At 67.5% G+C, this 24,624-nt stretch carries 16 protein-coding genes; 4 read left to right on the top strand and 12 right to left on the bottom strand.

All coding sequences use genetic code 11. The annotated features are described in order from the left end of the window. Positions 1 to 26 precede the first annotated feature (26 nt). Positions 27 to 2,240 (top strand): TonB-dependent siderophore receptor, encoded by a 2,214-nt coding sequence (locus KW835_RS09590; protein WP_218382120.1) that lies wholly within the window; start codon positions 27 to 29, stop codon positions 2,238 to 2,240. A gap of 19 nt (positions 2,241 to 2,259) precedes the next feature. After that, the gene (locus KW835_RS09585) at positions 2,260 to 3,783 is read left to right on the top strand and encodes a PepSY-associated TM helix domain-containing protein (protein WP_218382119.1); all 1,524 of its coding nucleotides are present in this window, start codon (positions 2,260 to 2,262) and stop codon (positions 3,781 to 3,783) included. Between the two features lie 102 nt (positions 3,784 to 3,885). On the opposite strand, the gene KW835_RS09580 is transcribed toward KW835_RS09585, so the two are convergent. Next, the gene (locus KW835_RS09580; RefSeq protein ID WP_218382118.1) at positions 3,886 to 5,511 is read right to left on the bottom strand and encodes an iron ABC transporter permease; all 1,626 of its coding nucleotides are present in this window, start codon (positions 5,509 to 5,511) and stop codon (positions 3,886 to 3,888) included. A 125-nt stretch (positions 5,512 to 5,636) separates the two neighbouring features. Here KW835_RS09580 and KW835_RS09575 point away from each other — a divergent pair, with 125 nt between their 5' ends. Then, positions 5,637 to 6,701 (top strand): ABC transporter ATP-binding protein, encoded by a 1,065-nt coding sequence (locus tag KW835_RS09575; protein ID WP_218382117.1) that lies wholly within the window; start codon positions 5,637 to 5,639, stop codon positions 6,699 to 6,701. A gap of 85 nt (positions 6,702 to 6,786) precedes the next feature. Here the strand turns inward: KW835_RS09575 and KW835_RS09570 are convergent, their stop codons facing one another. The 9 genes from KW835_RS09570 to KW835_RS09530 form a co-directional block, all read right to left on the bottom strand. Next, positions 6,787 to 7,176 (bottom strand): thiol-disulfide oxidoreductase DCC family protein, encoded by a 390-nt coding sequence (locus tag KW835_RS09570; RefSeq protein WP_218382116.1) that lies wholly within the window; start codon positions 7,174 to 7,176, stop codon positions 6,787 to 6,789. Beyond that, positions 7,173 to 7,694 carry a DUF4166 domain-containing protein gene (locus tag KW835_RS09565; protein ID WP_255593418.1) on the bottom strand — a complete coding sequence of 174 codons (522 nt, stop codon included), beginning with the start codon at positions 7,692 to 7,694 and terminating at the stop codon, positions 7,173 to 7,175. Before KW835_RS09565 ends, KW835_RS09570 begins: the two co-directional genes overlap by 4 nt. A gap of 248 nt (positions 7,695 to 7,942) precedes the next feature. Continuing rightward, positions 7,943 to 9,175 carry a Yip1 family protein gene (locus tag KW835_RS09560; protein WP_218382114.1) on the bottom strand — a complete coding sequence of 411 codons (1,233 nt, stop codon included), beginning with the start codon at positions 9,173 to 9,175 and terminating at the stop codon, positions 7,943 to 7,945. A gap of 215 nt (positions 9,176 to 9,390) precedes the next feature. After that, on the bottom strand, positions 9,391 to 10,131 hold the full coding sequence (locus tag KW835_RS09555) for a 1-acyl-sn-glycerol-3-phosphate acyltransferase (RefSeq protein ID WP_218382113.1): 741 nt from the start codon (positions 10,129 to 10,131) through the stop codon (positions 9,391 to 9,393). A gap of 166 nt (positions 10,132 to 10,297) precedes the next feature. Then, entirely contained in the window at positions 10,298 to 11,590 is a 1,293-nt protein-coding gene (locus KW835_RS09550) for a dihydroorotase (RefSeq protein ID WP_218382112.1), read from the bottom strand. A gap of 202 nt (positions 11,591 to 11,792) precedes the next feature. Beyond that, entirely contained in the window at positions 11,793 to 12,755 is a 963-nt protein-coding gene (locus tag KW835_RS09545) for an aspartate carbamoyltransferase catalytic subunit (protein WP_218382111.1), read from the bottom strand. A gap of 2 nt (positions 12,756 to 12,757) precedes the next feature. Further along, on the bottom strand, positions 12,758 to 13,279 hold the full coding sequence (gene pyrR, locus KW835_RS09540; RefSeq protein ID WP_218382110.1) for a bifunctional pyr operon transcriptional regulator/uracil phosphoribosyltransferase PyrR: 522 nt from the start codon (positions 13,277 to 13,279) through the stop codon (positions 12,758 to 12,760). Beyond that, positions 13,276 to 13,713 (bottom strand): Holliday junction resolvase RuvX, encoded by a 438-nt coding sequence (gene ruvX, locus KW835_RS09535; protein WP_218382109.1) that lies wholly within the window; start codon positions 13,711 to 13,713, stop codon positions 13,276 to 13,278. Before ruvX ends, pyrR begins: the two co-directional genes overlap by 4 nt. A gap of 61 nt (positions 13,714 to 13,774) precedes the next feature. Further along, positions 13,775 to 14,374 carry a YqgE/AlgH family protein gene (locus KW835_RS09530; protein ID WP_218382108.1) on the bottom strand — a complete coding sequence of 200 codons (600 nt, stop codon included), beginning with the start codon at positions 14,372 to 14,374 and terminating at the stop codon, positions 13,775 to 13,777. A 21-nt stretch (positions 14,375 to 14,395) separates the two neighbouring features. Between KW835_RS09530 and KW835_RS09525 the strand changes: the two genes are divergently transcribed. Continuing rightward, positions 14,396 to 15,874 carry a deoxyribodipyrimidine photo-lyase gene (locus KW835_RS09525; protein ID WP_218382161.1) on the top strand — a complete coding sequence of 493 codons (1,479 nt, stop codon included), beginning with the start codon at positions 14,396 to 14,398 and terminating at the stop codon, positions 15,872 to 15,874. A gap of 122 nt (positions 15,875 to 15,996) precedes the next feature. Here the strand turns inward: KW835_RS09525 and KW835_RS09520 are convergent, their stop codons facing one another. Continuing rightward, on the bottom strand, positions 15,997 to 22,278 hold the full coding sequence (locus KW835_RS09520) for an Hpt domain-containing protein (RefSeq protein WP_218382107.1): 6,282 nt from the start codon (positions 22,276 to 22,278) through the stop codon (positions 15,997 to 15,999). Positions 22,279 to 22,332: 54 nt separating this feature from the next. Further along, positions 22,333 to 24,621, bottom strand: a complete 2,289-nt coding sequence (locus KW835_RS09515; protein ID WP_218382106.1) for a methyl-accepting chemotaxis protein — start codon at positions 24,619 to 24,621, stop codon at positions 22,333 to 22,335. Positions 24,622 to 24,624 lie beyond the last annotated feature (3 nt).

Raw genomic sequence — 24,624 nt, 5'->3', positions numbered from 1 at the left:
TGTCGCTTCAAGACAAGAGCGTTTTCATGTCCCGTATCTCCTCTGCTTCGCGCAGCGCTGCGGCTTTCCCGCGCCTGCCCCTTTCCCCTTTGTGCCTGGGCGTACTTGCCACCTGCGCGCTGGCCTCGGTTGCAGCCCACGCACAAACCACCACCGCACCCACGCTGCAGGCCGTGGATGTGGTGGACTCCGCTGCATCCCCCAATGGCAAGCTCAGCCTGGACACCCCCGTGGACACCGGCAGCCGCCTGGGCCTGACGGTGCGCGAGAACCCCGCCTCCGTCACCGTGGTAGACCGCGCCACCATCGACGCACGCGGCGCGCAGGACACGCAGGAAATCCTGCGCGCGGTGCCGGGCGTGGTGGCGCACAACGCGCCGGGCTCCATGTCCGCGCACTACCGGGGGTTCACGTCCAACTCGGTGGCGCAGCTCTACAACGGCATCAACCCGCAGTACGGCAGTGCCACGCGCGCGGTCGATAGCTGGATCTACGACCGCGTCGAAGCCATCGGCGGAGCGTCGAGTTTTCTGTACGGCTCGGGCGGCGTGGGCGGCTCCATCAACTACATCACCAAGACGGCCGAGCGCAGCAACTTCGCCGAGGGCCAACTGCGTCTGGGCTCCTACGACATGAAGGAAGTGTCCGTCGGCCTGAACCGCCGCATCGCGGGCGGCGATGGCGGCGCAGGCCCGGCCCACTACGCGCGCATCGACCTGAACCACCGCAACGCTGGCAGCTGGACAGAAGGCACCCAAACCCAGTCCACCCAACTCGCGACCTCTCTGCTGTCGGACCTGGGCGGCGGCTTCAGCCACACGCTGGCCTACGAATACCAGAAGGACCATGTGGACCGCCCTTACTGGGGCACGCCGGTGCTGAACCCCGCCGTGGGCGCGCTGACCATCGACCCTGCCACGCGCTTCAAGAACTACAACAGCGCCGACGGCATGTACGAGCACCGCGTGCAGTGGCTGCGCTCGGTAGCGCAGTGGCGCGCGTCGGATGCGTTGCAGTTCAAGAACACGTTCTACGTGTACGACGCCCTGCGCGACTACCGCAATGTCGAGATCTACACCTTCAACGCTAGCAACACCGCCGTCACCCGCACGGCGCCCTATCTGCAGCGCCATGACCAGACGCTGGTGGGCGACCGGCTGGAGGGCACCTACCAAGGCCAGCTCGCAGGCCGCAAGAGCGACTGGGCCTTTGGCCTCGATGTGAGCGTGAACAAGCAGACGCGCTTCCCGTTGGGCCCCTCGGTCACCGTGAGCACGGTCAATCCCTACCACTTTTCCACCGAGAATTTCTTCGACATTCCCGGCATGTCGCCCGCCCTGAACCCCGACAAGGACAACAAGATCACCAACACGGCGCTGTACCTTGAAAACCGCACCCTGGTGGCATCCGGCGTGAACCTCATCACCGCCCTGCGCCACGAGCGCATCGACCTCGACCTGGTGAACCGCCGTGCGGTGACGGCCACGTCGCCCGCCACCTTCAGCCGCAGCTACAGCCCCACCACCGGCCGCCTGGGTGTGGTGTGGGACATTGCTCCCGGCGCCAACCTCTACGCGCAGGCCTCCAACGCGGCAGACCCACCATCGGGCTCGCTGGCCTCGGCCTCGTTTGCCGATGTGCGCAACAACAGCGAGCTGACCACGGGCCGCCAGGTCGAGGTGGGCAGCAAGTTCGACTTCTGGGACGGCAAAGGCAGCGCCACGGTGGCGGCCTTTGAAATCCGCCGCAAGAACATCGCATCGCAAGACCCGTCCAACCCCAACCTCACGGTGCTGGTGGGCGAGCAGTCGTCCAAGGGCATCGAGCTGTCGGCAGGCATCCGCCCCACGCCGCAGTGGCAGCTGCAGGGCAACCTGTCGCTGATCCGCGCACGGTACGAGAACTTTGTGCAGGGCGGCGTTTCGCGCGCGGGCAATGTGCCCCAGCTGGTGCCGCAGCAGGTGGCCAACCTGTGGGCCTCGTACGCGATCACACCCACCATCACGGCCAGCGCGGGCGTACGCCATGTGGGCAAGGTGTATGGCAATGCGGCCAATACCAAGTTCTGGCCGTCATACACGCTGCTGGACCTGGGCCTGGCATGGAAGGTCAACAAGACCACCACGCTCACCACCCGCGTGCGCAACGCCACCGACCGCATCTACGCGGCCGAGACGCGCGATCAGGTCTACCTGGGCGCACCGCGCACGCTGGACGTGACGCTGCACACCGCGTTCTGACGCAGGCGGAGCACCGCAGATGCCACACGCCAAACGCTGGCTGTACCTCGTCCACCGCTGGCTGGGGGTGCTGCTGTGCGCCTTCTTCGCCATGTGGTTCGTCTCGGGCGTGGTGATGATGTACGTGGGCTACCCCAAACTCACGCAGGCCGAACGGCTGGCACACCTGCCCCCGCTGCGCGCTGCCACCGTGGCGCTGGAGCCCGCCGAGGCCCTGCGGCAAGCCGGCATCACCGGCCCGCTGCGGGACCTGCGCCTGGCCGTGGCCAGCGCGGGACGCGCCGTCTACCTGGCCGTGCCCGTCCCGCAGGACGGAGCGGCCAGTCCGCGCAAGGCACCCGCAGCCACCGTCATCGACGCGGCGACGGGCGAGGTGCTGGCAGGGATCGACAAGGGCCACGCCATGGCCTCCGCGCAGGCGTTTGCACCCGGGCCCGCCCGGGACATCCAGCACCTGGGCGAGGTGGCGGAAGACGCCTTCACGCACTCGCGCGCCCTGGACGCGCACCGCCCGCTGCACCGCCTGTACCTGGGCGACAGCGAAGGCACCATGGTGTACGTGTCGGGCACCACCGGCGAGGTGGTGCGCGATGCCACCCGCACCGAACGGCTTTGGAACTACGCGGGCGCATGGATCCACTGGCTGTACCCATTGCGCGGCGGCGTGCTGGACGTCTACTGGGCCGACATCGTGAACTGGCTGTCGATCGCCGGGATCGCGATGACGCTCACGGGCACTGCGGTGGGCGTGATGCGCTGGCGCTTCGCTGGGCGCTACAAGAACGGCTCGCGCACGCCGTACCGGGGGTTCATGATGCGCTGGCACCATGTGTTCGGCCTGGTGTTCGCGCTCACCACCTTCACCTGGATCTTCAGCGGGCTGATGTCGATGAACCCCTGGAGGATCTTCGACAGCGCGGCACCCGCATTGCGCACCCAGGACATGCACGGCGGCCCGCTGGTCCTGCCGGGCCAGCCCGCCCCGGTGCATGCCCTGCTCGCGGCGGCTTCGCCCGACACCCGCGAGCTGCGCTGGGTGCGTGCAGCAGGCCACACGCTGGTACAGGCACAAGGCCCGGCAGCTGCCCCGGCGATGCTCGATGCCGTGACGGCCCTGCCCCACGACTGGCCCGGCGACGAGGTGGCCCAGGCTGCGGCCCGGCTGCTTCCCTACCCCGTGGTACGCACCGACACACTGCAGGCCTACGACCTGCACTACTACGACCGTGCCGCCCACACCATGACCGGCGGCACCGACAAGCCGCTGCCCGTGCTGCGGGTGATGTTCGGCGACCCGCACGCCACCTGGGTGCATATCGACCCCCACACAGGCTCGGTGCTCGGCCGCACCGACAGCCACCGCCGCGCGAGCCGCTGGCTCTTCGGCATGCTGCACAGCTGGGACTGGCTGCCCCTCCTTCAACGCAGGCCGCTGTGGGATGGGGTGCTGATCGTGCTGAGCTTGGGCGGAGTGCTGATGAGCGCGACGGGGGTGGTGATCGGATGGCGGAGGTTGGGCATCAAGCTGCGGTCCAAGGCATGAGAACCTGAGAATGCGGGCTCCACGCGCTTGTGGCCCTTCTGGCCCGCAGCACCGCAAACCAGGCCACGGCAGCAGGCCTGCGGCGGCCCGGGACGGCCCGCCTCAGGCCCGGCTGCGCAGCGTGCGGCTCAGCAGGATCACCGGCACCAGCCCCACTGCCACCAGCGCCAGCGACGGCAGGGCCGCCTCGCCCAGGCGTTCATCGCGCGCCAGCTGGTAGGCCACGACGGCCAGGGTGTCGCTGTTGAAGGGGCGCAGCACCATGGTGGCGGGCAGCTCCTTCATCACATCCACGAACACCAGCAGCGCCGCCGCGGCGGTGGAACGCTTGAGCAGCGGCCAGTGCACGCGCGCCAGCAGCCGAGCGCTGCCCGCGCCCAGCATGCGGGCAGAGGCGTCCAGGCTGGGCGGAATGCGCGCATACCCGCTTTGCAGGGACTGCAGCGCCACCGCGCAAAAGCGCACCAGGTACGCCCACACGATGCCGAACGCAGTGGCCGTGACCAGCGCTCCCACACCCCACTGGGGCACGGTGGCCTGCAGCCAGCCCACGGGCAGCAAAAGGCCCACCACGATCACCGCGCCGGGCACGGCGTAGCCCACGCTGGCCAGCTGCACCACGCCGCGCGTTATGCGGTCGGGCTGGCGGCGCACGGCAAAAGCCAGCGCCAGTGCCACCGCCACAGCCAGGCCGGCGGTGATGCCGCCCAGGCGCACGCTGTTCCAGGCCCAGTCCACAAAACGCTCCCAGGGCAGCACCGACCAGTCGGCCGCCAGCGGGCGCAGCATGAAGAACACCGGCGCCACGAACCCCATGACGACGGGCAGCACGCAGATGGCCCATGCGGCTGCGCAGCGCGCACCGCGCAACCGCACGGGCTGCGCCTCGGCCGAGCCCGCGCGTCCGCCGCTGGCCGCAAAGCGCATGCGCTTTTGCGCACGGTGCTCCAGGTGCAGCAGCAACAGCACCAGCACGAGAAGGATGGTGGCCAGCTGCGCTGCCGCGAGCCGGTTGTCCATGGACAGCCAGGCCTTGTAGATGCCGGTGGTGAAGGTCTGGATGCCGAAATAGCTGGTGACACCGAAGTCGGCCAGCGTCTCCATGAGCACCAGCGCCACGCCAGCCGCCACCGCGGGGCGCGCCAGCGGCAGGGCCACGGTGCGGATGCGGCGCGACAGCGGCGCGCCCAGCAGCCGCGCCGCCTCCATGAGGTGGGCCGCACGCTCGCCCAACGCGGTGCGGGCCAGCAGGTACACATACGGGTACAGCGAGAAGATGAACACCCACACGGCACCACCCAGGCTGCGCACCTCGGGCAGCAGGCGGCCCTCCAGGCCGAAGGTGTTGCGCAGCCCCACCTGCAGCGGCCCGCTGAACTGCAAGAAGTCGGTGTACGCATACGCGGTGACGTACGCCGGCATGGCCAGTGGCAGCAGCAGCAGCCATTCGAATGTGCGACGGCCCGGGAAGTCGAACAGCGTCACCATCGCCGCCGTGCCCGTGCCCACGATGGCAGCTCCCACCGCGACCAGCAGGCTGAGCCACAGCGTGGTCCACACATAGCCGGGCAGCACGGTGGACGCCATCTCGCGCAGGATGCTGCCCGCTTGCGCGTCGCCCTGCCCGACCGGCAGCCACGATGCGAGCACCGCCAGCACCGGAAGCGACAGGAAACCCGCGAACAGGATCAGGGGGATGGAACGAAGGGCAAGAGATGTGCGGCGCAAGGCGAAGGGCTCGGCGGTGGTACAGGACGGTGACGAGACGCACACCCGGTCCTGTGGAACGGCGCGGCCGCTCGGGAATGCAAATGCGAATTTTAAGCATTCATGACGCAGCCTAGAATGCCGACATGTTTCTTGAGGTCTCCCAACTCGAAGTGCGCTACGCCGGCCGCGCACAGGCCGCCGTGCAGGGCGTCACGCTCAGCCTCAATGCAGGCGATATCGGTGTCCTGATTGGTCCATCCGGGTGTGGCAAGACCACGCTGCTGCGTGCGGTGGCGGGGCTGGAGCCCGTCTCTGGCGGACAGATCCGCCTGACCCAGCAGGTGGTCAGCAGCGCCACGGTGAGCGTGCCGCCCGAGGCACGGCGCATCGGCATGGTCTTCCAGGACTACGCGCTCTTCCCGCACCTGAGCGTCGGGCGCAACGTGGCCTTCGGAATCCACCAGCTGCCCAAGGTCGAGCAGGCCGCGCGCGTGGCCGAGGTGCTCGAACTGGTGGGCCTGGCGGGCAGCGAACACCGCTTTGCGCACGAGCTCTCGGGCGGCCAGCAGCAGCGCGTGGCGCTGGCACGCGCGCTGGCGCCACGCCCCCAGCTCATGCTGCTGGACGAGCCCTTCTCCAACCTCGATGTGGACCTGCGCGAGAGGCTCGCGCACGAGGTGCGCGGCATCCTGAAGGCCGCGGGCGCCACGGCCTTGTTCGTGACGCACGACCAGCTCGAAGCCTTTGCCATCGGCGATGTGATCGGCGTGATGCACGAAGGCCGGCTGCACCAGTGGGACGATGCATACACCCTCTACCACCGCCCCGCCACGCGCTTTGTGGCCGACTTCATCGGGCACGGCGTGTTCGCGCCCGCCACGCTGGTTCAGCGTGGCGACAACGTGATCGCGCAGACGCCGCTGGGCGAGCTGTCCGACCTGGAAGAATGCCCGCTGCCCGGCAGCTACGCAGGTGGCGAATGCGACGTGTTGCTGCGCGCCGACGACGTGGTGCATGACGACGCGGCGCCCGTGCAAGCGCAGATCCTGCGCAAGTCCTTCCGCGGCTCGGAGTTCCTGTACACGCTGCGCCTGGCCAGCGGTCATACCGTGCTGGCCCATGTACCCAGCCACCACAACCATGCACTGGGCGAGTGGATCGGCATCCGTGCGCAGGTGGACCACGTGGTGACATTCCCCCGGGAATAGCCACCATCCACAGGCCTGGACGGCCACAGCGCTCACCGCCGCTACGCCAAATGCTATAACTTTAATAGTATTTGAATGCAGCGCGTCAGTCCAGGAAACGCGCCCTGGTTCCGGGTGCCGGCACCATGCAGGCCTCGGACCGTCCCCAGATCCGGTAGCGGTTGCGTGCCACCCAGCGGTACAGCGCATCGCGCAGCGGCGCCGGCACCAGCCAGCCCACCCACGCCAGCCGCCAAGGCCAGCCCAGCTGGTGCAGCACGCGCAGGATAGCGGCGGTGTGCTGCCAGCTGCGGGCGCCATCGATGACCAGCAGGGTCTGCAGCGTATCCACCCGCAGGCCGGCGTCGGCCAGCAGTTGCCGGCCGGCAGCGCCCTGCATGGACGCAAAACGGATGCGGCCAGCCCGGTCATGCCGCAGGATGAATTGCACCCAGCCGTTGCACAGCAGGCACTGCGCGTCGAACACCACGATCATGCGGACACCTCCTGCGCCGGGGGCACGACCAGATGGCCCTGGTAGTGCACCACCTGCCCCACCCAGGGAACGACCGCCTGCACATGAAAGTGCAGCGTGTCGCCCAGCCCCGTTTCCTCGGCCACAATGCGCGGGCGCAGCCATGCAGGGCACGGAATGCCCAGGAAATGCAGGCTTTCCAGGCGCATGATCAGCCGACCCTGCTCCTCGTCCAGAGTGAAGCCCAGACGGGCCGCCCCCAGGCGCTCGACCACCTGGCCGCCCGATGCGCGCAGTGTCGAGCGCATGGTGCGCGCAGGAAAGTGGCGGGTCCACACCTCGGCCAGCGGCGTGGCCTGAAGCTCGAAGACGATGCTGCCGCGCACCGATGACTGCGGCGCGCCCAGCGCCCAGGCCAGCATGCGGCCCACAGCGTTCGCGGGTGCCTCCACCTCCACGAGCCCCTGCAGCCGGTGCGGGCCCGACAGGCTGTGAAAGCGCGACAGTGCCGGCGCCAGCCGTTCAAAGGCAGTGCCCATGGTGCGCTGGTACAAAGGCAAAGCGTGGGAAGGTGCAGACTTGTCGAGCATGGGCAGGCAATGGGGCTGCGTGGGTGAGGAATCCCGCGACGACAAATGGGCAGTCGCCGCGCGTCCAACCAGGCGGTGCAGCCCGGCCAGTCTACCCGCGCAGCCGGCGCCTCACGTCAAGAAAAAGCCGGCAGGCGCCGGCTTGTCGTGGCATGGCCTGTGGCATGCCGACGCTGCGGCCCGAGGCCGCCTGCGCATCAGGACTTGCCCTTGCGCTGCAGTCCTTCCAGCGCACCCAGGTCCACTTGCGACATGAAGCCCTGCAGGTCCTTCACGCCGACCTTGTCACCCTCCAGGCTGACCACCAGACCGTTCTTGAGGATGGCCTTGAACTCGGCGTGGCTTCCATCCTTCTCGTAGCGGGTGTGCAGCGTGCGGCCGCCTTCCTTCCAGGTCTTCTCGGCGCTGGTGGGGTCTTCCTTCTCGCCGATGGACATGCTCATGGCCATCGCGGCCATCTGCCCCAGGCCGCCAATGTCCACGATCTCCAGGCGCAACTGCTTGTCGTCGCTGCCGTACTGCGCGCTGGCCTGGCTGGTGGGCAGGCCCAGGGCCGCACCATCCTGCACGTCGAATCCCGTGCGGGGCAGGCCGGCAAGTTTCTCGGGCAGCGCCGCCTTGAGCGACTGCGCGGCAATGGCCTGCCCGCCACCCAGTGCGGCGGCGGCCGCCGCTGCGGCCTGGCCGCTGGCTGCGGCGATGGCAGCGGGGTCCTGGCTCTTCTGCGCTTCTTCCATCTTGCGCGCGGCTTCTTCCATCTTCTTGCCTGCGGCCTCCAGGCCGGCCGTGTCGATGGACACCGTGCCGCCCGGCGTGTTCATGGTGACGGCCGGGCCTGCCGCGCCACCCATCAACGAGCCACCGCGGGGAATGAAGATGGAGCTGACGGCGCCGATGATCACACCCACGACGATGGCCGCCACGATGACCACCACGGTGTAGACCACCGATTTCTCGGGCCGGTTCTTCATGAGCACCGGCAGGCCGGTGTAGAGCAGGTAGATGGAGTACAGCGCGGCCAGCAGGCCCAGCATGGCCAGCGATGGCAACAGGCTGAAGATGCCGCCCAGCAGCGCGGCGGTACTCGCGTACACGGCCACCTTGAGCGCCTGGATCTGGTTTTTCTGGCCGCCGAAGGTGGGTGCCAGCGCATCGATGATCAGCCCCAGCACGAAGATGCCCACGAGGCTGAGCACGTAGGACACCACCATGTTCACCAGCCCGGAGACGAAGGGCACGCGGATGGTGACGCCGAATCCGCCGAAGCCGATCAGCGACATGCCGATGAACCCGCAGACTGCCGGAATGGCGGCCAGGATCATGGCGTAGCGGGTGAACAGGGTGGCGACGTCGGTGGATTCCGCGTCGATGGCGACCCAGGTCTCCTTGGGTTGCAAAAGAATGCTCTTGGCGCGTTCGATCAGATTCATGGTGCCCTCCCGGCAGTGAAAGGCCCGCGCACATGAAAGGCTGCAGGCCAACGAAAGATGCGGACGATACGGGGAAACGGTGTCGATGGAACCGGTGCGCGGCGGCCCCCGCGGCCGCAACTGTGGAATATGCACGGTTTCAGGGGCCAAAGCCACCCCCGCGCGGTGCCGGTGGTGCCTGCCGCCGGGCCCGCGCGGCAAGGCGCAACGCTGGCCTAGCCGGTGCGGCGCAGCGTGTCCACGGTGTCGTGCAGGTGCTGCGTCCACACGCGGCGGTCGCGCCCCTCGGGCTGCTGGATCTCGCCGTAGTGCACCACGGCTTCGATCGGCGGCGCGCTCAGCGTGCGCCAGATGGAGCCCACCAGCGTTTCGTCGCCGATGTAGCTGGGCGCAAAGCTCGTGGCGCCCGTGGCCTTGTCGGCGAAACGCAGGCCCACGGGCTGCACCGGCGCCTGCGCGGCGACGGTGGCCTGGATGAGGTTGGCGTGAAAGGGCAGCATGTCGCGGCCATCGCCGGTGGTGCCTTCGGGGAACACCGCCAGCACTTCACCGCGCGCGAGCGACTCCTGCATCGTTTTGACCATGCGCAGCGCGTCGCGGCGCGAGGTGCGCTCGATGTAGAGGGTGCCGGCCGCCGTGGCCAGCGTGCCTATCAGCGGCCAGCCCTGCACGTCGGACTTGGACACGAAGCGGCAGTGCCGCCCCGCGTGCATCACCGGAATATCGAGCCACGAAAGATGGTTGGCCACCAGCATCACCGGCCCCGCCACCGCTGGCTGCCCCACGATGCGCAGCGTGATGCCGGCGTGGGCCAGCAATTGCACCGACCACACCTGCACATGCGCATGCTGGCGGTCTTCCGACAGTGCCGGAAAGCGCAGCGCCACGATCCACAAGCCCTTGGCGATGTGGCCCAGCAACCGCAGCAAGCGCCAGCACGCGCGCAGATGCCTCATGCCAATGCCCCTGCGCGCTCAATCGCTGCGGACCAGACACACAGGGTTCGCACAGTCACCAGGTCCGACGGCACTGGCGCGCCCCACACCCGTGCCACCGTGGGACCGGCTTTGCCGGACCAGGGGTGGCGTCCCCTTGGGGGGTTGGCGCGAAGCGGCACGGGGGCTACCGGTCAAATGCCACTTGTCCGCCGACGAGCGTCATGCGCACGCGCCCAGGCAGTTCGTACCCGGAGAACGGCGTGTGCTTGCCCTGGCTGCGCAGGGCGTTGCCCTGCACGACCCAGGCGGCGCCGGGGTCCAGGAGGCACAGGTCGCCCACGCCGCCCTCCACGATCTGGCCCACGCTGGCCTGCAGCGTGCCCAGGGCAGAGCCCAGCACACGGGCCGGCTCGGACGTGACCACGGCCAGCGCGCGCGCGAGCGGCACGCCGCCGTCCTGCGACCACTTGAGCGCCAGCGACAGCAACAGCTCCAGGCCGGTGGCGCCGGGCTCGGCTTCGGCAAACGGCAGGGTCTTGGCGTCCTCATCGACCGGGGTGTGGTCGGACACCAGCGCGTCGATGGTGCCATCGAGCAGCGCGGCGTTCAGCGCATCGCGGTCGCGCTGCTGGCGCAGCGGCGGCGAGAGGCGCGCACGGCTGTCGAAGAAGCCGATGTCCGCGTCCGTGAGGTGCAGCGAGTTGATGCTGACGTCAGCCGTGACCTTCAGGCCGTCGGCCTTGGCGCGGCGCAGCAGCTCCACACCGGCCGCGCTGCTGATGCGGCACAGGTGCACATGCGCGCCGGTGGTCTTGAGCAGCTCGAAGATGGTGTGCAGCGCAATGGTTTCGGCCGCCACGGGCACGCCCGAGAGGCCCAGGCGCGTGGCCAGCGGGCCGCTGGCGGCCACGCCCTTGCCCAGGTGCATCTCCTGCGGGCGCAGCCACACGGTGTAGCCGTAGGTGGCCGCGTACTGCAGCGCGCGCTGCAGCACCTGCGTGCTGGCCAGCGGCACCTCGGCCTGGCCAAAGCCCACGCAGCCCGACTCGGTCAGCTCGGCCATCTCGGTCAGCACTTCGCCTGCCAGATTGCGGGTGAGCGCGCCCAACGGAAACAGACGCGACTGGTGCAGCTTCTCGGCGCGGAACTTGAGCATCTCCACCAGCCCCGGCTCGTCGAGCACCGGGTCGGTGTCGGGCGGGCACACCAGGCTGGTCACGCCACCGGCCACCGCCGCGGCCATCTCGGATTCGAGCATGCCCTCGTGCTCATGCCCGGGCTCGCGCAGCCGCGCCGCCAGGTCCACCAGCCCCGGCAGCACGATGCAGCCCGCCGCATCGACCACGCGGTTGGGCGCGAACTCGGGCGGCACGCGGTTCACCCCCACGATACGCCCCGCCGCCAGCGCAATGTCACAGATCTGATCGAACCCCGAGGCAGGGTCGATCACACGGCCGTTCTGGATCAGGATTTTCATGATTTCAAGCCAAATTGGCCACTAGCGCTTGATATGTCAGCGCCAGCAGCTACGAAAAACATAGCACTCACCTCGGATGTATCTTCGCCCACCAGAGACTGCACCACAGCGGCGCCCAGGCCAGTGCTCCCGTGGAACCGGCTTCGCCGGGCCACCGGGTGCGTCCCCCCTTGGGGGGAAGGCGCGAAGCGACTCAGGGGGGTCACGCCTCATTTCCGGCGACGATCGACATGACGGCCATGCGCACGGCGATCCCGAACGTCACCTGTGGCAGGATCACGCTCTGCGGGCCGTCCACCACGGCGGAGTCGATCTCCACGCCGCGGTTGATGGGGCCCGGGTGCATCACGATGGCATCGGGCTTGGCCAGCTGCAGGCGCTCCTGCGTGAGGCCGAAGCTCTTGAAGTACTCCTGGCTGGAAGGCAGCAGCGCGCCGCTCATGCGCTCGTTCTGCAGGCGCAGCGTGATGACGACGTCGGCGTCCTTGATGCCTTCTTCGAGCGTGTGGCACACGCGCACGCCCATCTGCGCCATGTCGGACGGCACCAGCGTACGCGGGCCCACCACGCGAACCTCGGGGCATCCCAGCGTGGTCAGGCCGTGGATGTCCGAGCGCGCCACGCGCGAGTGCAGCACGTCGCCCACGATGGCCACGGTGAGGTTGCTGAAATCTTTTTTGTAGTGCCGGATGGTGTACATGTCCAGCAGCCCCTGCGTGGGGTGGGCATGCCGGCCGTCGCCTGCATTGATCACGTGCACATGCGGTGCCACGTGCTGGGCGATGAGGTACGGAGCGCCCGATTCGCTGTGCCGCACCACGAACAGGTCGGCCGCCATGGCCGAGAGGTTGGCGATGGTGTCCAGCAGCGACTCGCCCTTGCTGGCCGAGCTGCGCGCAATGTCCAGGTTGATCACGTCGGCCGACAGGCGCTTGGCCGCGATCTCGAAGGTGGTGCGCGTGCGCGTGCTGTTCTCGAAGAACAGGTTGAACACGCTCTTGCCACGCAGGAGCGGCACCTTCTTGACCTCGCGGTCGTTGACGCTGACGAAGTTGGCGGCCGTGTCGAGGATGTGCGTGACGATGTCGCGTGGCAGCCCTTCGATGGACAGCAGGTGGATGAGCTCGCCGTTGCCGTTGAGTTGGGGGTTGCGCTTCTTCAGCACGGTCAGGCCTCTTTGACTTGGAAATGGAAAGTGCCGCTGTCGTCACGCGCCAGGGCCAGGGACTGCGATGCGGGCAGCGCCACGCGGGCTGCGGCAAAGTCTGCCTGCACCGGCAGCTCGCGCCCGCCCCGATCCACCAGCACGGCCAGGCGAACGCTGGCGGGGCGGCCGTAGTCGAACAGTTCGTTCAGCACGGCCCGGATGGTGCGGCCGGTGTAGAGCACATCGTCGAGCACCAGCACGTCGGCGCCGTTCACGTCGAAAGGCAACGCGGTCTGCGCGCTGGCGGCCAGGCCGCGCTGGGCAAAATCGTCACGGTGCATGGCCGACGACAGTACGCCGGCGGGGCCTTCCAGACCCAGGTCCTTTTGCAGGCGTTCGGCCAGCCAGGCACCGCCCGAGGCAATGCCCACCAGGCGCGTGGTGCCGCTGTGCATGCTGCGCACACCGCGCAGGAGTTCGCGGTACAGGGCCTCGGCGTCGAGCACGAGGCTCCCCGCGATGGAGGGGGTCGGGGTGGTCATGGGAGGGTCCTCAAAAACTGTTCCAGGATGATGCAGGCCGAGGCGGCATCGGCGTCCTTGGCGCCACCGGCAATGGCTTCGGTGGTGCTGTAGCGTTCGTCCACCTCGAACACCGAAAGGCCAAAGCGCCCGCGCAGCTGGCGGCCGAACTTGAGCGCGCGCGCGGTGTTCTCGTGGCTGGCGCCGTCGGGGTGGTAGGGCACGCCGATCACCAGGGCGTCGGGCTGCCATTCCTTGATGCGCTCGGCCACCTGGGCAAAGCGGGCGTCGCCCTCGGCCTGGATGGTGCGCTGGGGCGTGGCACTTCGAAGCATGCGGTTGCCGCTGGCCACGCCCGTGCGCTTTTGACCGAAGTCAAAAGCAAGAAAGGTCTGGAAATGCGCGGGAACGGCAGGCTGCTCGGCGGGGAACTGGTGATGAAGGGGCGCGCCCATCACTGGCAGGCCTCCGCGCTGCACGCTGCAGTGCGATGCGCCTGCGGAGCGTTCTTGCGGCTCATGCGTGCCCCGCCTCGGGCGACAGCATCCAGGCCTTGAGGCCCAGCAGTGCGAGGGCACGGTCATAGCGCTCTGGCACGGGGGTATCGAAGATCACCGACAGGTCGGCCGCCACGGTGAGCCAGGCATTCTCGGCCAGCTCGGTTTCCAGTTGGCCCTCGCCCCAGGACGAATAGCCCAGCGTGATCAGCACGCGACGGGGGCCGGCGCCGGTGGACAGCGCTTCGAGCACGTCCTTGGACGTGGTCATCTCCAGGCCGCCAGGGATGGTCATGGTGGAGGCGTAGACGGATTCATCGGCCTCGGCCTTGTCGGCCAGCATGGGCTCGTGCAGCACGAAGCCGCGCTCGGTCTGCACCGGGCCGCCCTGGAACACGGGCTCTGCGGTGAGGTCTTCGCGGCGCAAGGACAGGTCGACCTTGTCGAACAGCCCCTTCAGGGTGATGTCGGAAGGCTTGTTGATGATGAGCCCGAGCGCGCCGCGCTCACTGTGCTCGCACAGGTAGACCACACTGCGCGCGAAAGACTCATCTTCCAGGCCGGGCATCGCGATCAGGAAGTGATGCGTCAGGTTGATGGGCGCAGAATCGGAAGACATCCCGCAATTTTAACGGTGAACATGCAGCCCCCTTCGGTGCCCTCCTATTCGAGCGGGCTGGTCTGGTTCCGGCGCGACCTGCGCATTGAGGACCAGGCCGCCCTGTACCACGCCCTCACGCAGTGCCAGCAGGTTTACTGCGCCTTTGTCTTCGACACCGACATCCTGGCGCCGCTTCCCCGGGCGGACCGGCGCGTGGAGTTCATCCGCGAGTCGCTGGTGGAGCTCGATGCTGCCCTGCGCACCCTGTCGGGCCACGAACACGGCGGGCTCATCGTGCTCCATGCAGCCGCCGCGGACGCGATCCAGGATTTGGCGGCCACACTGGACGTGCAGGCCGTGTTCACCAACCACGACGACGAGCCGCAGGCCATCGCACGGGACAGCACCGTGCGCACCCGGCTGGCGGCACAGGGCCGTGCGCTGCACACCTTCAAGGACCACACGGTCTTCGAGCGCAACGAGGTGATGACCCAGGCGGGCCACCCGTACAGCGTGTTCACGCCGTACAAGAACGCCTGGCTCAAGAAGGTGGACGCGTTCTACCTGAGCAGCTACCCGGTGGAGCGGCACGCGGCACAATTGGCGCCCCGGCCCGCCGGACTGTGCAAGCCCGTGCCCACGCTGGCCGCACTGGGCTTTGCGCCCGCCGGCCTGGCGCAGCTCAGGATACCCACCGGCAGCCAGGGCGCACACCAGTTGCTGGCTGACTTTGTGGAGCGCATCGACAAGTATGAGGACACGCGCAACTTCCCTGCCATCAAGGGCCCCAGCTACCTGAGCGTGCACCTGCGCTTTGGCACCATATCGCCCCGCCTGCTGGCCCGCACCGCCCACGAGCGCGCCAGCCAAGGCAGCCCCGGCGCGGCCACCTGGCTGAGCGAGCTGATCTGGCGCGACTTCTACTTTCAGATCCTGTACCACCACCCCCACGTGGTGACCGATAGCTTCAAGCCCGCCTACGACGCCATCGCGTGGGAGACCGGGCCCGAGGCCGATGCCCTGTTCACAGCCTGGTGCGAGGGACGCACCGGCTACCCGCTGGTGGACGCGGCCATGGCGCAGATCAACCAGACGGGCTACATGCACAACCGGCTGCGCATGGTGGTGGCCAGCTTCCTCGTGAAGGACCTGGGCATCGACTGGCGGCGCGGCGAAGCGTATTTCGCTCAGCAGCTCAACGACTTCGACCTGTCGGCCAACAACGGCGGCTGGCAGTGGGCCAGTTCGAGCGGCTGCGACGCACAGCCCTACTTCCGCATCTTCAACCCGGTAAGCCAGAGCGAGAAGTTCGATGCGGATGGCAAGTTCATCCGCCGCTACCTGCCGCAATTGTCCGGCCTGTCGAATGCTGCGCTGCACGCGCCCTGGAAGGCCAAGCCGCTGGAGCTTCAGGCCGCCGGCGTGCAACTGGGGGTCAACTACCCCCTGCCCATCGTGGACCACGACACTGCCCGGCAGCAGACGCTGGCGCGGTATGCCGTCGTGAAGGTTGCCTGAAGAAAGAACCTGGCATAAAAAAGGCGCCTGGAAGGGCGCCCGTTGCACTCACCTGGTGATTCTGCACGCAGCGCCACGGGGGCGCTGCGTGTGGCAGAACACGCTCATCGGTCAGGCGATGCTCATGCCTCGGCGGCCGCTGCCTCCAGGCGCGCATAGTGCTGCACCAGGCTGAGCAGTTCCTCATCGGAGTACGGTTTGCCCAGGTAGTGGTTCACACCCAGCTCCATTGCATGCTCGCGGTGCTTTTCGGCGATCCGGGAGGTGATCATGATGATCGGCAGGTCGCGCAGGGCACCGTCGGCACGGATGTTGCGCGCCAGGTCGAAACCATCCATGCGCGGCATTTCGATGTCGGACAGCACCACGGTTGGACGCTCTTCCTGCAGTCGCTCCAGGGCCTGCAGGCCATCGGCCGCGAGGGACACACGGTAGCCTTCGCGCTGCAGCAGGCGCTGCGTGACGCGGCGCACCGTGATCGAGTCGTCCACCACCAGCACCAGCGGCACCTGGCTCGGTCCAGCCAGTTGGGGGGATACCACCGCCTTGCCGGCACCGGCAGCGCTGCCGGATTCTTGAACCGGCGGCAGGCCGACACTTGCGGCACGCACCTGGTCACCGTACACGGTGGACAGCGCCACCGGGTTGTAGATCAGCACCACGGCTCCCGAAGCCAGCACCGACATGCCGGCCAGACCAGGCAGACGGGACAGCTGCGGCCCCAGGTTCTTCACCACGACTTCCTGGTTGCCCAACACTTCATCCACGTGCATGGCAATGCGCTGCGCAGCACTTCGGAAGATCACGACCGGGCGGGTCTTGCCTGCCGGCTCATGGCTGCGGGCCGAGGCCTGCAGCAACGCGCCGGACCAGAAGAACGGCAGCTGTTCGGTACCGTCGTCGAAGGTGCCCGTGCGGTAGGCCTCTTCCAGGTCGTGCGACGACGTGCGCCGCACGATCTCGACCACGCTGGCCGGCACGCCGATGGCCAGATCGCCCGCACGCAACATCACCACCTGCGTCACCGCCGTGGTCAGGGGCAGCACCATGCGGAACGCAGCGCCCTTGCCGGTTTCGGTGGAGGTCTCGATGCGGCCACCCAGCGCGTTGATTTCGGCGCGCACCACGTCCATGCCGATGCCGCGGCCCGACAGGCCTGTGACTTCGGTGGCAGTGGAGAACCCTGGCATGAAGATCAGATTGGCGGCATCGGCATCGCTGAGCTCCGCACCGGGCTCCACGATGCCCTGTGCCAACGCCTTCTCGCGGATGCGGGGCAGATTGAGGCCTGCGCCGTCGTCACGGAATTCGACCGACACGTCGTTGCCTTCATGGTGCAGATCCACCGTGATGGTGCCCGACGCGGGCTTGCCAGCCGCAGTGCGCACCTCGGGGTCTTCGATACCGTGGGCAACGCAATTGCGCAGCAAATGCTCGAACGCTGGCGTCATGCGGTCCAGCACCCCGCGGTCCATTTCGATCGAACCACCGGTGATGTCCAGCTTGATCTGCTTGCCGGTCTCCTTCGAGGCCTGGCGCACCACGGCGTACAGACGCTCGGCGATGCCTTCGAACTCCACCATGCGGGTGCGCAACAGGTCGCGCTGCAGTTCACGGGCCTGACGGCCCTGAGCGATCAGGTCGTCTTCGGCACCTTCCATGGCACGCTGCAGATTGCGCTGCACGGTGGCCACGTCGTTCACCGACTCGGCCATCATGCGCGTGAGTTCCTGCACGCGGGTGAAGCGGTCGAACTCGAGCGGATCGAAACCTGCGGCAGAGTCCTTGGACAGTGCCAGGCGCGACTGCATCTGCGATTCGGCCTGCACTTCGATGTCGCGCAGTTGCTGGCGCAGCCTGTCCAGGTTGCCCGACAGGTCGCTGAGCGAGCTGCGGAACTGGCCCAAACGCACATCCAGGCGCGAACGGCTGATCATCACCTCGCCAGCCTGGTTGACCAGGCGGTCCAGCAATTGGGCGCGCACGCGCACCGACTGATTCGCCGCCACACGCAGGGGGGCCAGTTGGGATGGGCCCGGCAGCCGGGCCGCCGCAGGCGCAGCGGCAGAAGCTTGTGCAGCAGGAGCGGACGCAACGGGTGCCTGTGCAGCCGCCACGCCGCGCGCAGGCTCGACAGGCAACGACACGACGGTGTCCGCAGGACTCTGGCCAATTGCGCGCAGCGCTTCGAAGTTGGCCTGCAGACCATCGAAGCTGCCTTGCAGCGGCTCGATCTGGTCGGCGGTGACCGTCTCGGCATCCAAGTGCTCAATGGCCGACTCCAGCCGGTGCGCCATTTCGCCCAGACGCATCGCTCCCGCCAGACGGGAGCTGCCCTTCAGCGTGTGCAGCGCACGCAGCACTTCGCTGCGCGCACCCAGATTGTCGGGGCGCGAAGCCCACTGGCGCAGCGCACCACCGAGCTGTGGCAGCAGTTCGGCCGCCTCTTCCTCGAAGATCGGGAACAGGTCGGGATCGATGACGTCGATGGCATCGATATCGTCATCCACATCGGACGACAGGGCCACGGCGTGCGCGATCGCATCGTCGACCAGCTGGTCCTGGTCGTGGGCCACGACCGACAGCGCGGGTGCCACGTGCCCCTGGGGGATGATGAGCGGCGCGGGGTCGAGCGTGGCTTCGGCAAACGCTTCCGGCTCGTCCAGCGGCTCAGGCTGCGGTGACGCCTGCGCAGTCACGGGCGCTGCCGGCGCAGGCTCGTCGGCAAAGGTGTCTACCAGCTCTTCTTCGGGAGGCGTGAGGGTGTTCTCCACCTCCGTCTCGAGGATCTGGCGCAACTGCTCCAGCACTTCCTGGCTGGGCTCCTTGAGGAAACCCGCAGCGAATTGGTGCAGCAGCCGACGGATGTCTTCCGCCGCAGCCATGAAGGCCTGGGCCTGTTCCTGGGTGCCGCCCGACTGGAACTGCACATGCTGCAGCGCATGTTCCAGGGTGCGGGCCATTTCGGACAGGCCGGTGAAACCCACGGTGGCGGAACTGCCGGCGAGCGAGTGCGACAGCGCCACGGCGTTGTCGGGCAGCGGCTCGTGCAACTCCAGAGCCCACTCCTGCAGGCTGGTCACGAGGCGGCGCGACCATTCGTCGGCTTCGTTCAGGTAGACGTTGTACAGCGGGATCGGAATGCGCAGCGTGTCGATGACCTTGACGGCGTCGTCGTTTCCGGCATCGTCCAGCGGCAGCGGTTCGGCCAGATCCGCAGCCACGGGCACGGCAGCGGCAGGCTCGGCGTCCAGGCCCGGCAGGTCGGCGATGTCGACACCATCCGGCAGTGTGGCCTCTACGGACGCCGCCGGCTCAAGCTCGCCCGAATCCAGCAGTTTCTCCAGCTCCGCGAACTCCTGTGCTTCAAGGAATTCGGCAGCTTCGACCGACTCGACCGACTCGACCGCCTCGGTCGGCGGCAGGGCCGGTGCAGCGTCCGCTTCCGGCACCTCGGACGGTACAGCATCGGCAACGGACGGCACATCGAACGACAGGGATTCGGCGAGCACGGGCTCGGGTGCTTCCGCCGCCGGCTGGGCGTCGGGCAGTTCGAGGTCCGGCAGCTCCAGGTCGAGTTCGAAATCGACGCTGGTGGCACCGGGTGCGGCGGGTTGCCCGGCTGTTTGAGACTCGTTCAGCGCAGCGCTGAAGACCGAGAAGTCGATGTCCTCGGCCACCTCCGGAGCAGTTGCAGCCTCTTCGATGGCGTGCTCCGAGATCTCGGTCGCTTCGAAGTCGGGGATGGCAAGCTCTTCTTCGATGGGCTGGAGCGGCGCGACATCCAACACCGGCTGTGGCACATCCACAGGCGGCTCGACCGAGAGGGTCTGGGTTGTCTCGGGGGAGAAATCCGGCACGGCCGCGGCAACCGGGTGCTCGGCCTGTTCGGCCAGCTCGGGCTCAGCGGCCACAGCAGCAGCACCATCGGCAGATGCAGTCGCCAGGGGCAGGAAGGTGCCGTCCAGCCGCATCGCATCGGCAGACTTGCGGAAGACCTCCGGTTGCCAGCCGTCATGCCGCCCCGCTGCAATGTCGTCCGCCCAGCGGCTGAACGCCTGCAGGGAGTCCGACGACAACTGGAGCAGCTCTGGCTGCATCGGCTTTTGCTCGGCCAGCCAGGCGTTGAGCAATTGCTCCATCGACCAGGCGGCTTCGCCGAAATCGTTGAGTCCCACCATGCGCGAGCTGCCCTTGAGGGTGTGGAACGCACGCCGCAGCGTGGTCTGCTCGCTCAGATTGCCGGGCTCATCCTTGAGCACCCCGATGGCAGCCAAGCCGGTGACCACCACTTCGCGCGCCTCCTCCAGGAACACGTCAAGGAGTTCGTCCTCGATGGCCGGAGCGGGCGTTGGCGCAGCCGCCGCAGTGGCTACTGCAGGCGCTGCGGGGACCGCCTCGGGAGTGCCGACGCTCGGCACGTCAAACGAGATTTCAGGGGCCAGCGCGGGTGTGGCCGCAGCAGCCGGTGCGGCGGGAAACTCCGGCAGCTCCGGCAGCGAGCCGAAGTCTGTGGGGGCACTGAGGGGCTCCTGCACGGGGAAGCGCGGCAGCACGTCCGGCACGGGGATGGCAGAACGCTCTTCCAGCTTGGCGGGTGCCTCGTCCACGGCGTCCGACGCGCGGGGGCGGGTCTTGCCCATGAGAATGCGCAACTCGCCGAGGTCTTCGTCGTACACGAACAGCTTGCGCGCCATCGTGCGCTGGTAGCTGAGCATGTCGATCAGGAAACCGAGTGCGCCCAGGCTGTTGCCCAGCTTCTCGAAAACGCCCTGGCGCTCGGTCTCGGGCACTTCATTGATCAAGAGCCGCTCGACCATGTCGCGCATGCGCACCACGGCCAGAGAGGCCTGGTCCAGGCCCAGCACCGACAGCACGCCGCGCATTTGCGCCAGGTGGCCAGGCACCGTGGCCAGAACCGCCGTGTCTTGCGGATTGCGGAAGAACTGGTCCAGCGCCTTTTCGGCTTCACCCAACGTGGAGCGCAGTTCATCCACGACGCTGCCCATGGTCTGGTTGTCGCTGACCCTGCGGTACAGCTCCTCCATCCATTGTTCGAGCGGCTCGGGCTCTGCGCCGCCGCCAACGGCATCCAGACGCTGCGCCAACCGGGTGGCGCGCACTTCCATTTGCTCGTCGCCAGCGTCCAGTTCTTCGAAGGCCGCTTGCAGGTACAGAACGGCTGTGGCCACTTCCATGGCCAATGCAGCCGAAGGCGGTTCACCCGAGCGGGTGGTCGACTCCACGACCCGCGTTAGTGCCAGTGCCAGGTTTTCGCTGCCGGGGTGCAGCTTGCGCAATGAGTCGCAGACCAGGCTGAACTGGTCTGCAGCAGGCTTGAGCTTGTTGCGGTCACCGCCGGCCAGACCCGACCAGGTCTCGGTGGCCGAGGCAATGCGCTTGCGCGCCTGCGCCAGCACGGCAGGATCAAACCGGCCGAAACGGGCCGTCTCGTAGTCCACGGGCTTGAAGCGGTCGAGCGAGAATGCTTGGCGCACGGCCCGCAGAGACTGCACCTCATCCGCAGCATCTTCCGCGGGCTTGGCCTGCGAGCAGAAGAACAGCAGGTCCTGCACAAGACGGTCGGCGATGGTGGTGTCGCCCTTGGCCAGCGTGGCGTACTGCATCAGCACGCGGGACGCCACACGCTTTACATACACGTCGGGTGGCAGCAGGCCCATGCCGAAGGCTTCGAAGAACCCGGCGCAGATCTTCCAGAAGGCGCGGGACTGTCGGTCGGGCTGTGCCGCCACGAAGCCCAGGCAGGTATCGCGCAGGCTGATGGCCGCCTTGAGGTCGCCGGACTTGACGATGCGCAGCACGGCGGAATCCAGGCGCGCACGTGCCTCCGGCCCATAAGGCAGCGGGGGCACGGACACGGTCCCTTCGGGCTCGCGAAAGCGGCGCTCGACAGGCCAGAGGTCCGCAGGGTGCACCCGGTCGGCACCTGCCAAGGCCTGTGCATCGCGGTACTGTGGGAACAGCGCCACGGGCGAGGCAGCCTTGCCGGCCAGCACGGTCTCCAGGTATTCGATCAGCGCGAAGCTGGCTCGCTCGATCACTGCCGCGGCCTCGTCACTGCAGGTTTCGGGACGCTGCACGAACTTCTGGACGGCGGACTCCATCGAGCGCAGCACCAGCGCTGGCGGGCCCATGCCCACCATCTCCAAGGCTCCGCACGCCTGGTGCAACTGCTGGCGCGCTATGCGCAGAGACCCTGCATCCAGCGCAGCAAGATCCGACTCCCGGGCCACTTCGGCGTCGCGCACGAAGCGACGCATGGCCTTGACCGCACCGTCCAGCGATTTGCGCAGTTCATCCAGCACCCAGGCCAGCGGCCCCAGGTCTTGATCTCCCTGGTTCCAGTCTGCGGCCGGTGCATTGTTGACATCCATAGATGACATGTATTCGTCCCCGGCTGCAATGAGCCAGCTGATTGATGACTAGCTGCTGTGGCGTCAGGCGATCTTGAAACGCGCCACGGATTGACGCAGTTCTTCTGCCATGTGCGAGAGTTCGCGGACCTGCTGTGCAGTGGTACGCGTACCTTCACCGGTCTGCTCGGTCACCGCAAAAATGTGCTGGATGTTGTCGGCCACTTCGTTGGCAAGCACGGCTTCCCGGGACGTGGAAGACGAGATCTGCTCAATCAGGTCGGCAAGGCGGCGCGACACGCGGTCAATCTCGGTCAGTGCGGTACCGGCGCTGTCGGACAGTCGGGCCCCTTCCACCACACCCTGCGTGGAGCGCTCCATAGCGGCCACGGCATCCTGCGTATCGGTCTGAATGGCCTTCACCAGCGCCGAGATCTGGCGCGTGGCGTCTGCGGAACGTTCAGCCAGTCGCTGCACTTCTTCTGCCACCACCGAGAAGCCGCGACCGGCTTCACCAGCGGACGCTGCCTGGATGGCAGCGTTCAGGGCCAGAACGTTCGTCTGCTCGGTAATGTCGGAAATCAGTTCGGTGATTTCGCCGATCTCCTGAGACGATTCGCCCAGGCGCTTGATCCGCTTGGAGGTGTCCTGGATCTGGTCGCGGATGGAGTTCATACCGCCGATGGCGTTCTGCACGGCCTGCAGACCGGAGTCTGCCGCTTGCAGCGATTGCCGGGCCACCGTGGCGGACTCTTGCGCCTGTGTGGACACTTCGTTGATTCGGGTCGCCATGTCCAGAACGGAGCGGCCGGTTTCACGAATTTCGCGCAGTTGCTCAGTCGAGGCTGCGAGCAGTTCGGTGGAGGTGCTGTCCACCTGGGCGGTCGTTTGCGCCACGCGGGTCGCCGTGTTCTGCACGCTGCCCACCAGTTGGCGCAGTTCTTCCACCGTGTAGTTCACCGAGTCGGCGATAGCGCCGGTGATGTCTTCGGTCACGGTGGCTTCCTGGGTCAGGTCACCTTCAGCGACCGACTGCAGTTCGTTCATCAAACGCAAAATGGCAGCCTGGTTGGCGTCGTTGACGCGCTTGGCTTCCTGTTCCTGGCGCTTGGCGTCCTTTTGCTGCGATTCGGCAGCAGCCTGGCGGCCACGGCTGTCCAGCAGTTGCACGCGCGAGATGCCCACACCGCAAAGAATCACGAACAGGCCGGCCAGTGCCAGCGCTGCCAGTTGGCCACCACCCACACCGGTCTGGGCGGACAGCTTGGTCTGCAAGCCTTCCAGCTGGCGGCGCAGCGGTTCGCTGTCGGCAATGATCGCGGACTGTGCTTCACGAGCGGACACCAGGCCTTGCAGGTTGCCCAGGATGGCGCTGGCTTGTGTGCGGGTTTGTTCGTACAGCTTGATCAGCGATTCGAGCTGCTCGCGGGTCTGAGCGTCCTTCGTGGCAGCCAGGCGCAGTTCGGGGCTGCCATCCAGCAGGCCCTGGGCGATTTCCTTGAACGAGTTCAAGTCCTTGCCCAGCAGGAACACAGCCTCGGGGCTCACGCCTTCCATGGTCTGGAATTCATTGGCGGACTTGCCGATACGCTGGGTCAACATCACCAGCTGGCCGGCGGCCGAGATTTCTGCGGCGGGCGCGTTCTGCTGCAGTTTCAGCGAGGACACAGTCTCGGCGATTTCCAGCAGGTCGGACGATTGGCGATTGATGGTGCGCAGAGCGTCGCCCACCTGGGTCAGGATCTTTTGCTGGCCCATCACCACGCTGGCGTTGCGCTCGGCGCGCTCCATCAGGGGGTTCACGGCATCCAGGTCAGGCTTGTAGGGCTCGCCCAGCGATTCCACACCCAGTTCTGTGTCGCCGGCGCTCAGGCCGCGCACATTGCGCGCCAGCACGCCCGAGCTTTCGACCACGTCGGGGAAGGCCTGCGGGCTGCCCACCAGCGCCTGCGACACCGATTTGGCCAGACGCTGCGACTGCATCAGAGACTGGCCGGTAGCGGCCAGTTGCTGCGCGGAGCGGTCGGCTTGCTGCAGCACCCAGAACGCGATGGCGCCCAGCACCAGCACGCCGACACCCAGCAGCGCCAGCAGACGGCGCTGGTGCGCAGCAGCTGTCGAGCGTCCGAGGACAGGCAGCGAGATCAGGTCTTCCTCGACGTCCGCAGCGGTGAGTTCGGGCGTGTAGCCGTCAGGGTCTCCCTGGACGCTGTTCAAGGCTTCGCCCTGGTAGCCGTCGCGCAGCTGCGCGCCGTCCAGCGAGCCCGTGGCCAGCAGGTCCTGCCCGTCATCGGCCACACCGGCAGACGCGCCCTGGTCCGGCGTGGCAGGTTTCCGGTTGAACATTTTTCCAAATTGATTGACGACGGACATGGT

The sequence above is a fragment of the Acidovorax sp. sic0104 genome (assembly GCF_019219095.1).
Taxonomy (GTDB): Bacteria; Pseudomonadota; Gammaproteobacteria; order Burkholderiales; family Burkholderiaceae_C; genus Acidovorax.
The sequence above is the reverse complement of the archived record's forward strand: the minus strand, read 5'-3'. Positions and strand labels throughout refer to the sequence as shown.

Bases quoted from the DNA above. Each gene is read 5' to 3' on its own strand.
- KW835_RS09590 (WP_218382120.1), top strand. From the start codon at position 27: ATGTCCCGTATCTCCTCTGCTTCGCGCAGCGCTGCGGCTTTCCCGCGC.
- KW835_RS09585 (WP_218382119.1), top strand. From the start codon at position 2,260: ATGCCACACGCCAAACGCTGGCTGTACCTCGTCCACCGCTGGCTGGGG.
- KW835_RS09575 (WP_218382117.1), top strand. From the start codon at position 5,637: ATGTTTCTTGAGGTCTCCCAACTCGAAGTGCGCTACGCCGGCCGCGCA.
- KW835_RS09570 (WP_218382116.1), bottom strand. From the start codon at position 7,176: ATGATCGTGGTGTTCGACGCGCAGTGCCTGCTGTGCAACGGCTGGGTG.
- KW835_RS09565 (WP_255593418.1), bottom strand. From the start codon at position 7,694: ATGGGCACTGCCTTTGAACGGCTGGCGCCGGCACTGTCGCGCTTTCAC.
- KW835_RS09560 (WP_218382114.1), bottom strand. From the start codon at position 9,175: ATGAATCTGATCGAACGCGCCAAGAGCATTCTTTTGCAACCCAAGGAG.
- KW835_RS09555 (WP_218382113.1), bottom strand. From the start codon at position 10,131: ATGAGGCATCTGCGCGCGTGCTGGCGCTTGCTGCGGTTGCTGGGCCAC.
- KW835_RS09550 (WP_218382112.1), bottom strand. From the start codon at position 11,590: ATGAAAATCCTGATCCAGAACGGCCGTGTGATCGACCCTGCCTCGGGG.
- pyrR (WP_218382110.1), bottom strand. From the start codon at position 13,279: ATGACCACCCCGACCCCCTCCATCGCGGGGAGCCTCGTGCTCGACGCC.
- ruvX (WP_218382109.1), bottom strand. From the start codon at position 13,713: ATGGGCGCGCCCCTTCATCACCAGTTCCCCGCCGAGCAGCCTGCCGTT.
- KW835_RS09530 (WP_218382108.1), bottom strand. From the start codon at position 14,374: ATGTCTTCCGATTCTGCGCCCATCAACCTGACGCATCACTTCCTGATC.
- KW835_RS09525 (WP_218382161.1), top strand. From the start codon at position 14,396: ATGCAGCCCCCTTCGGTGCCCTCCTATTCGAGCGGGCTGGTCTGGTTC.
- KW835_RS09520 (WP_218382107.1), bottom strand. From the start codon at position 22,278: ATGTCATCTATGGATGTCAACAATGCACCGGCCGCAGACTGGAACCAG.
- KW835_RS09515 (WP_218382106.1), bottom strand. From the start codon at position 24,621: ATGTCCGTCGTCAATCAATTTGGAAAAATGTTCAACCGGAAACCTGCC.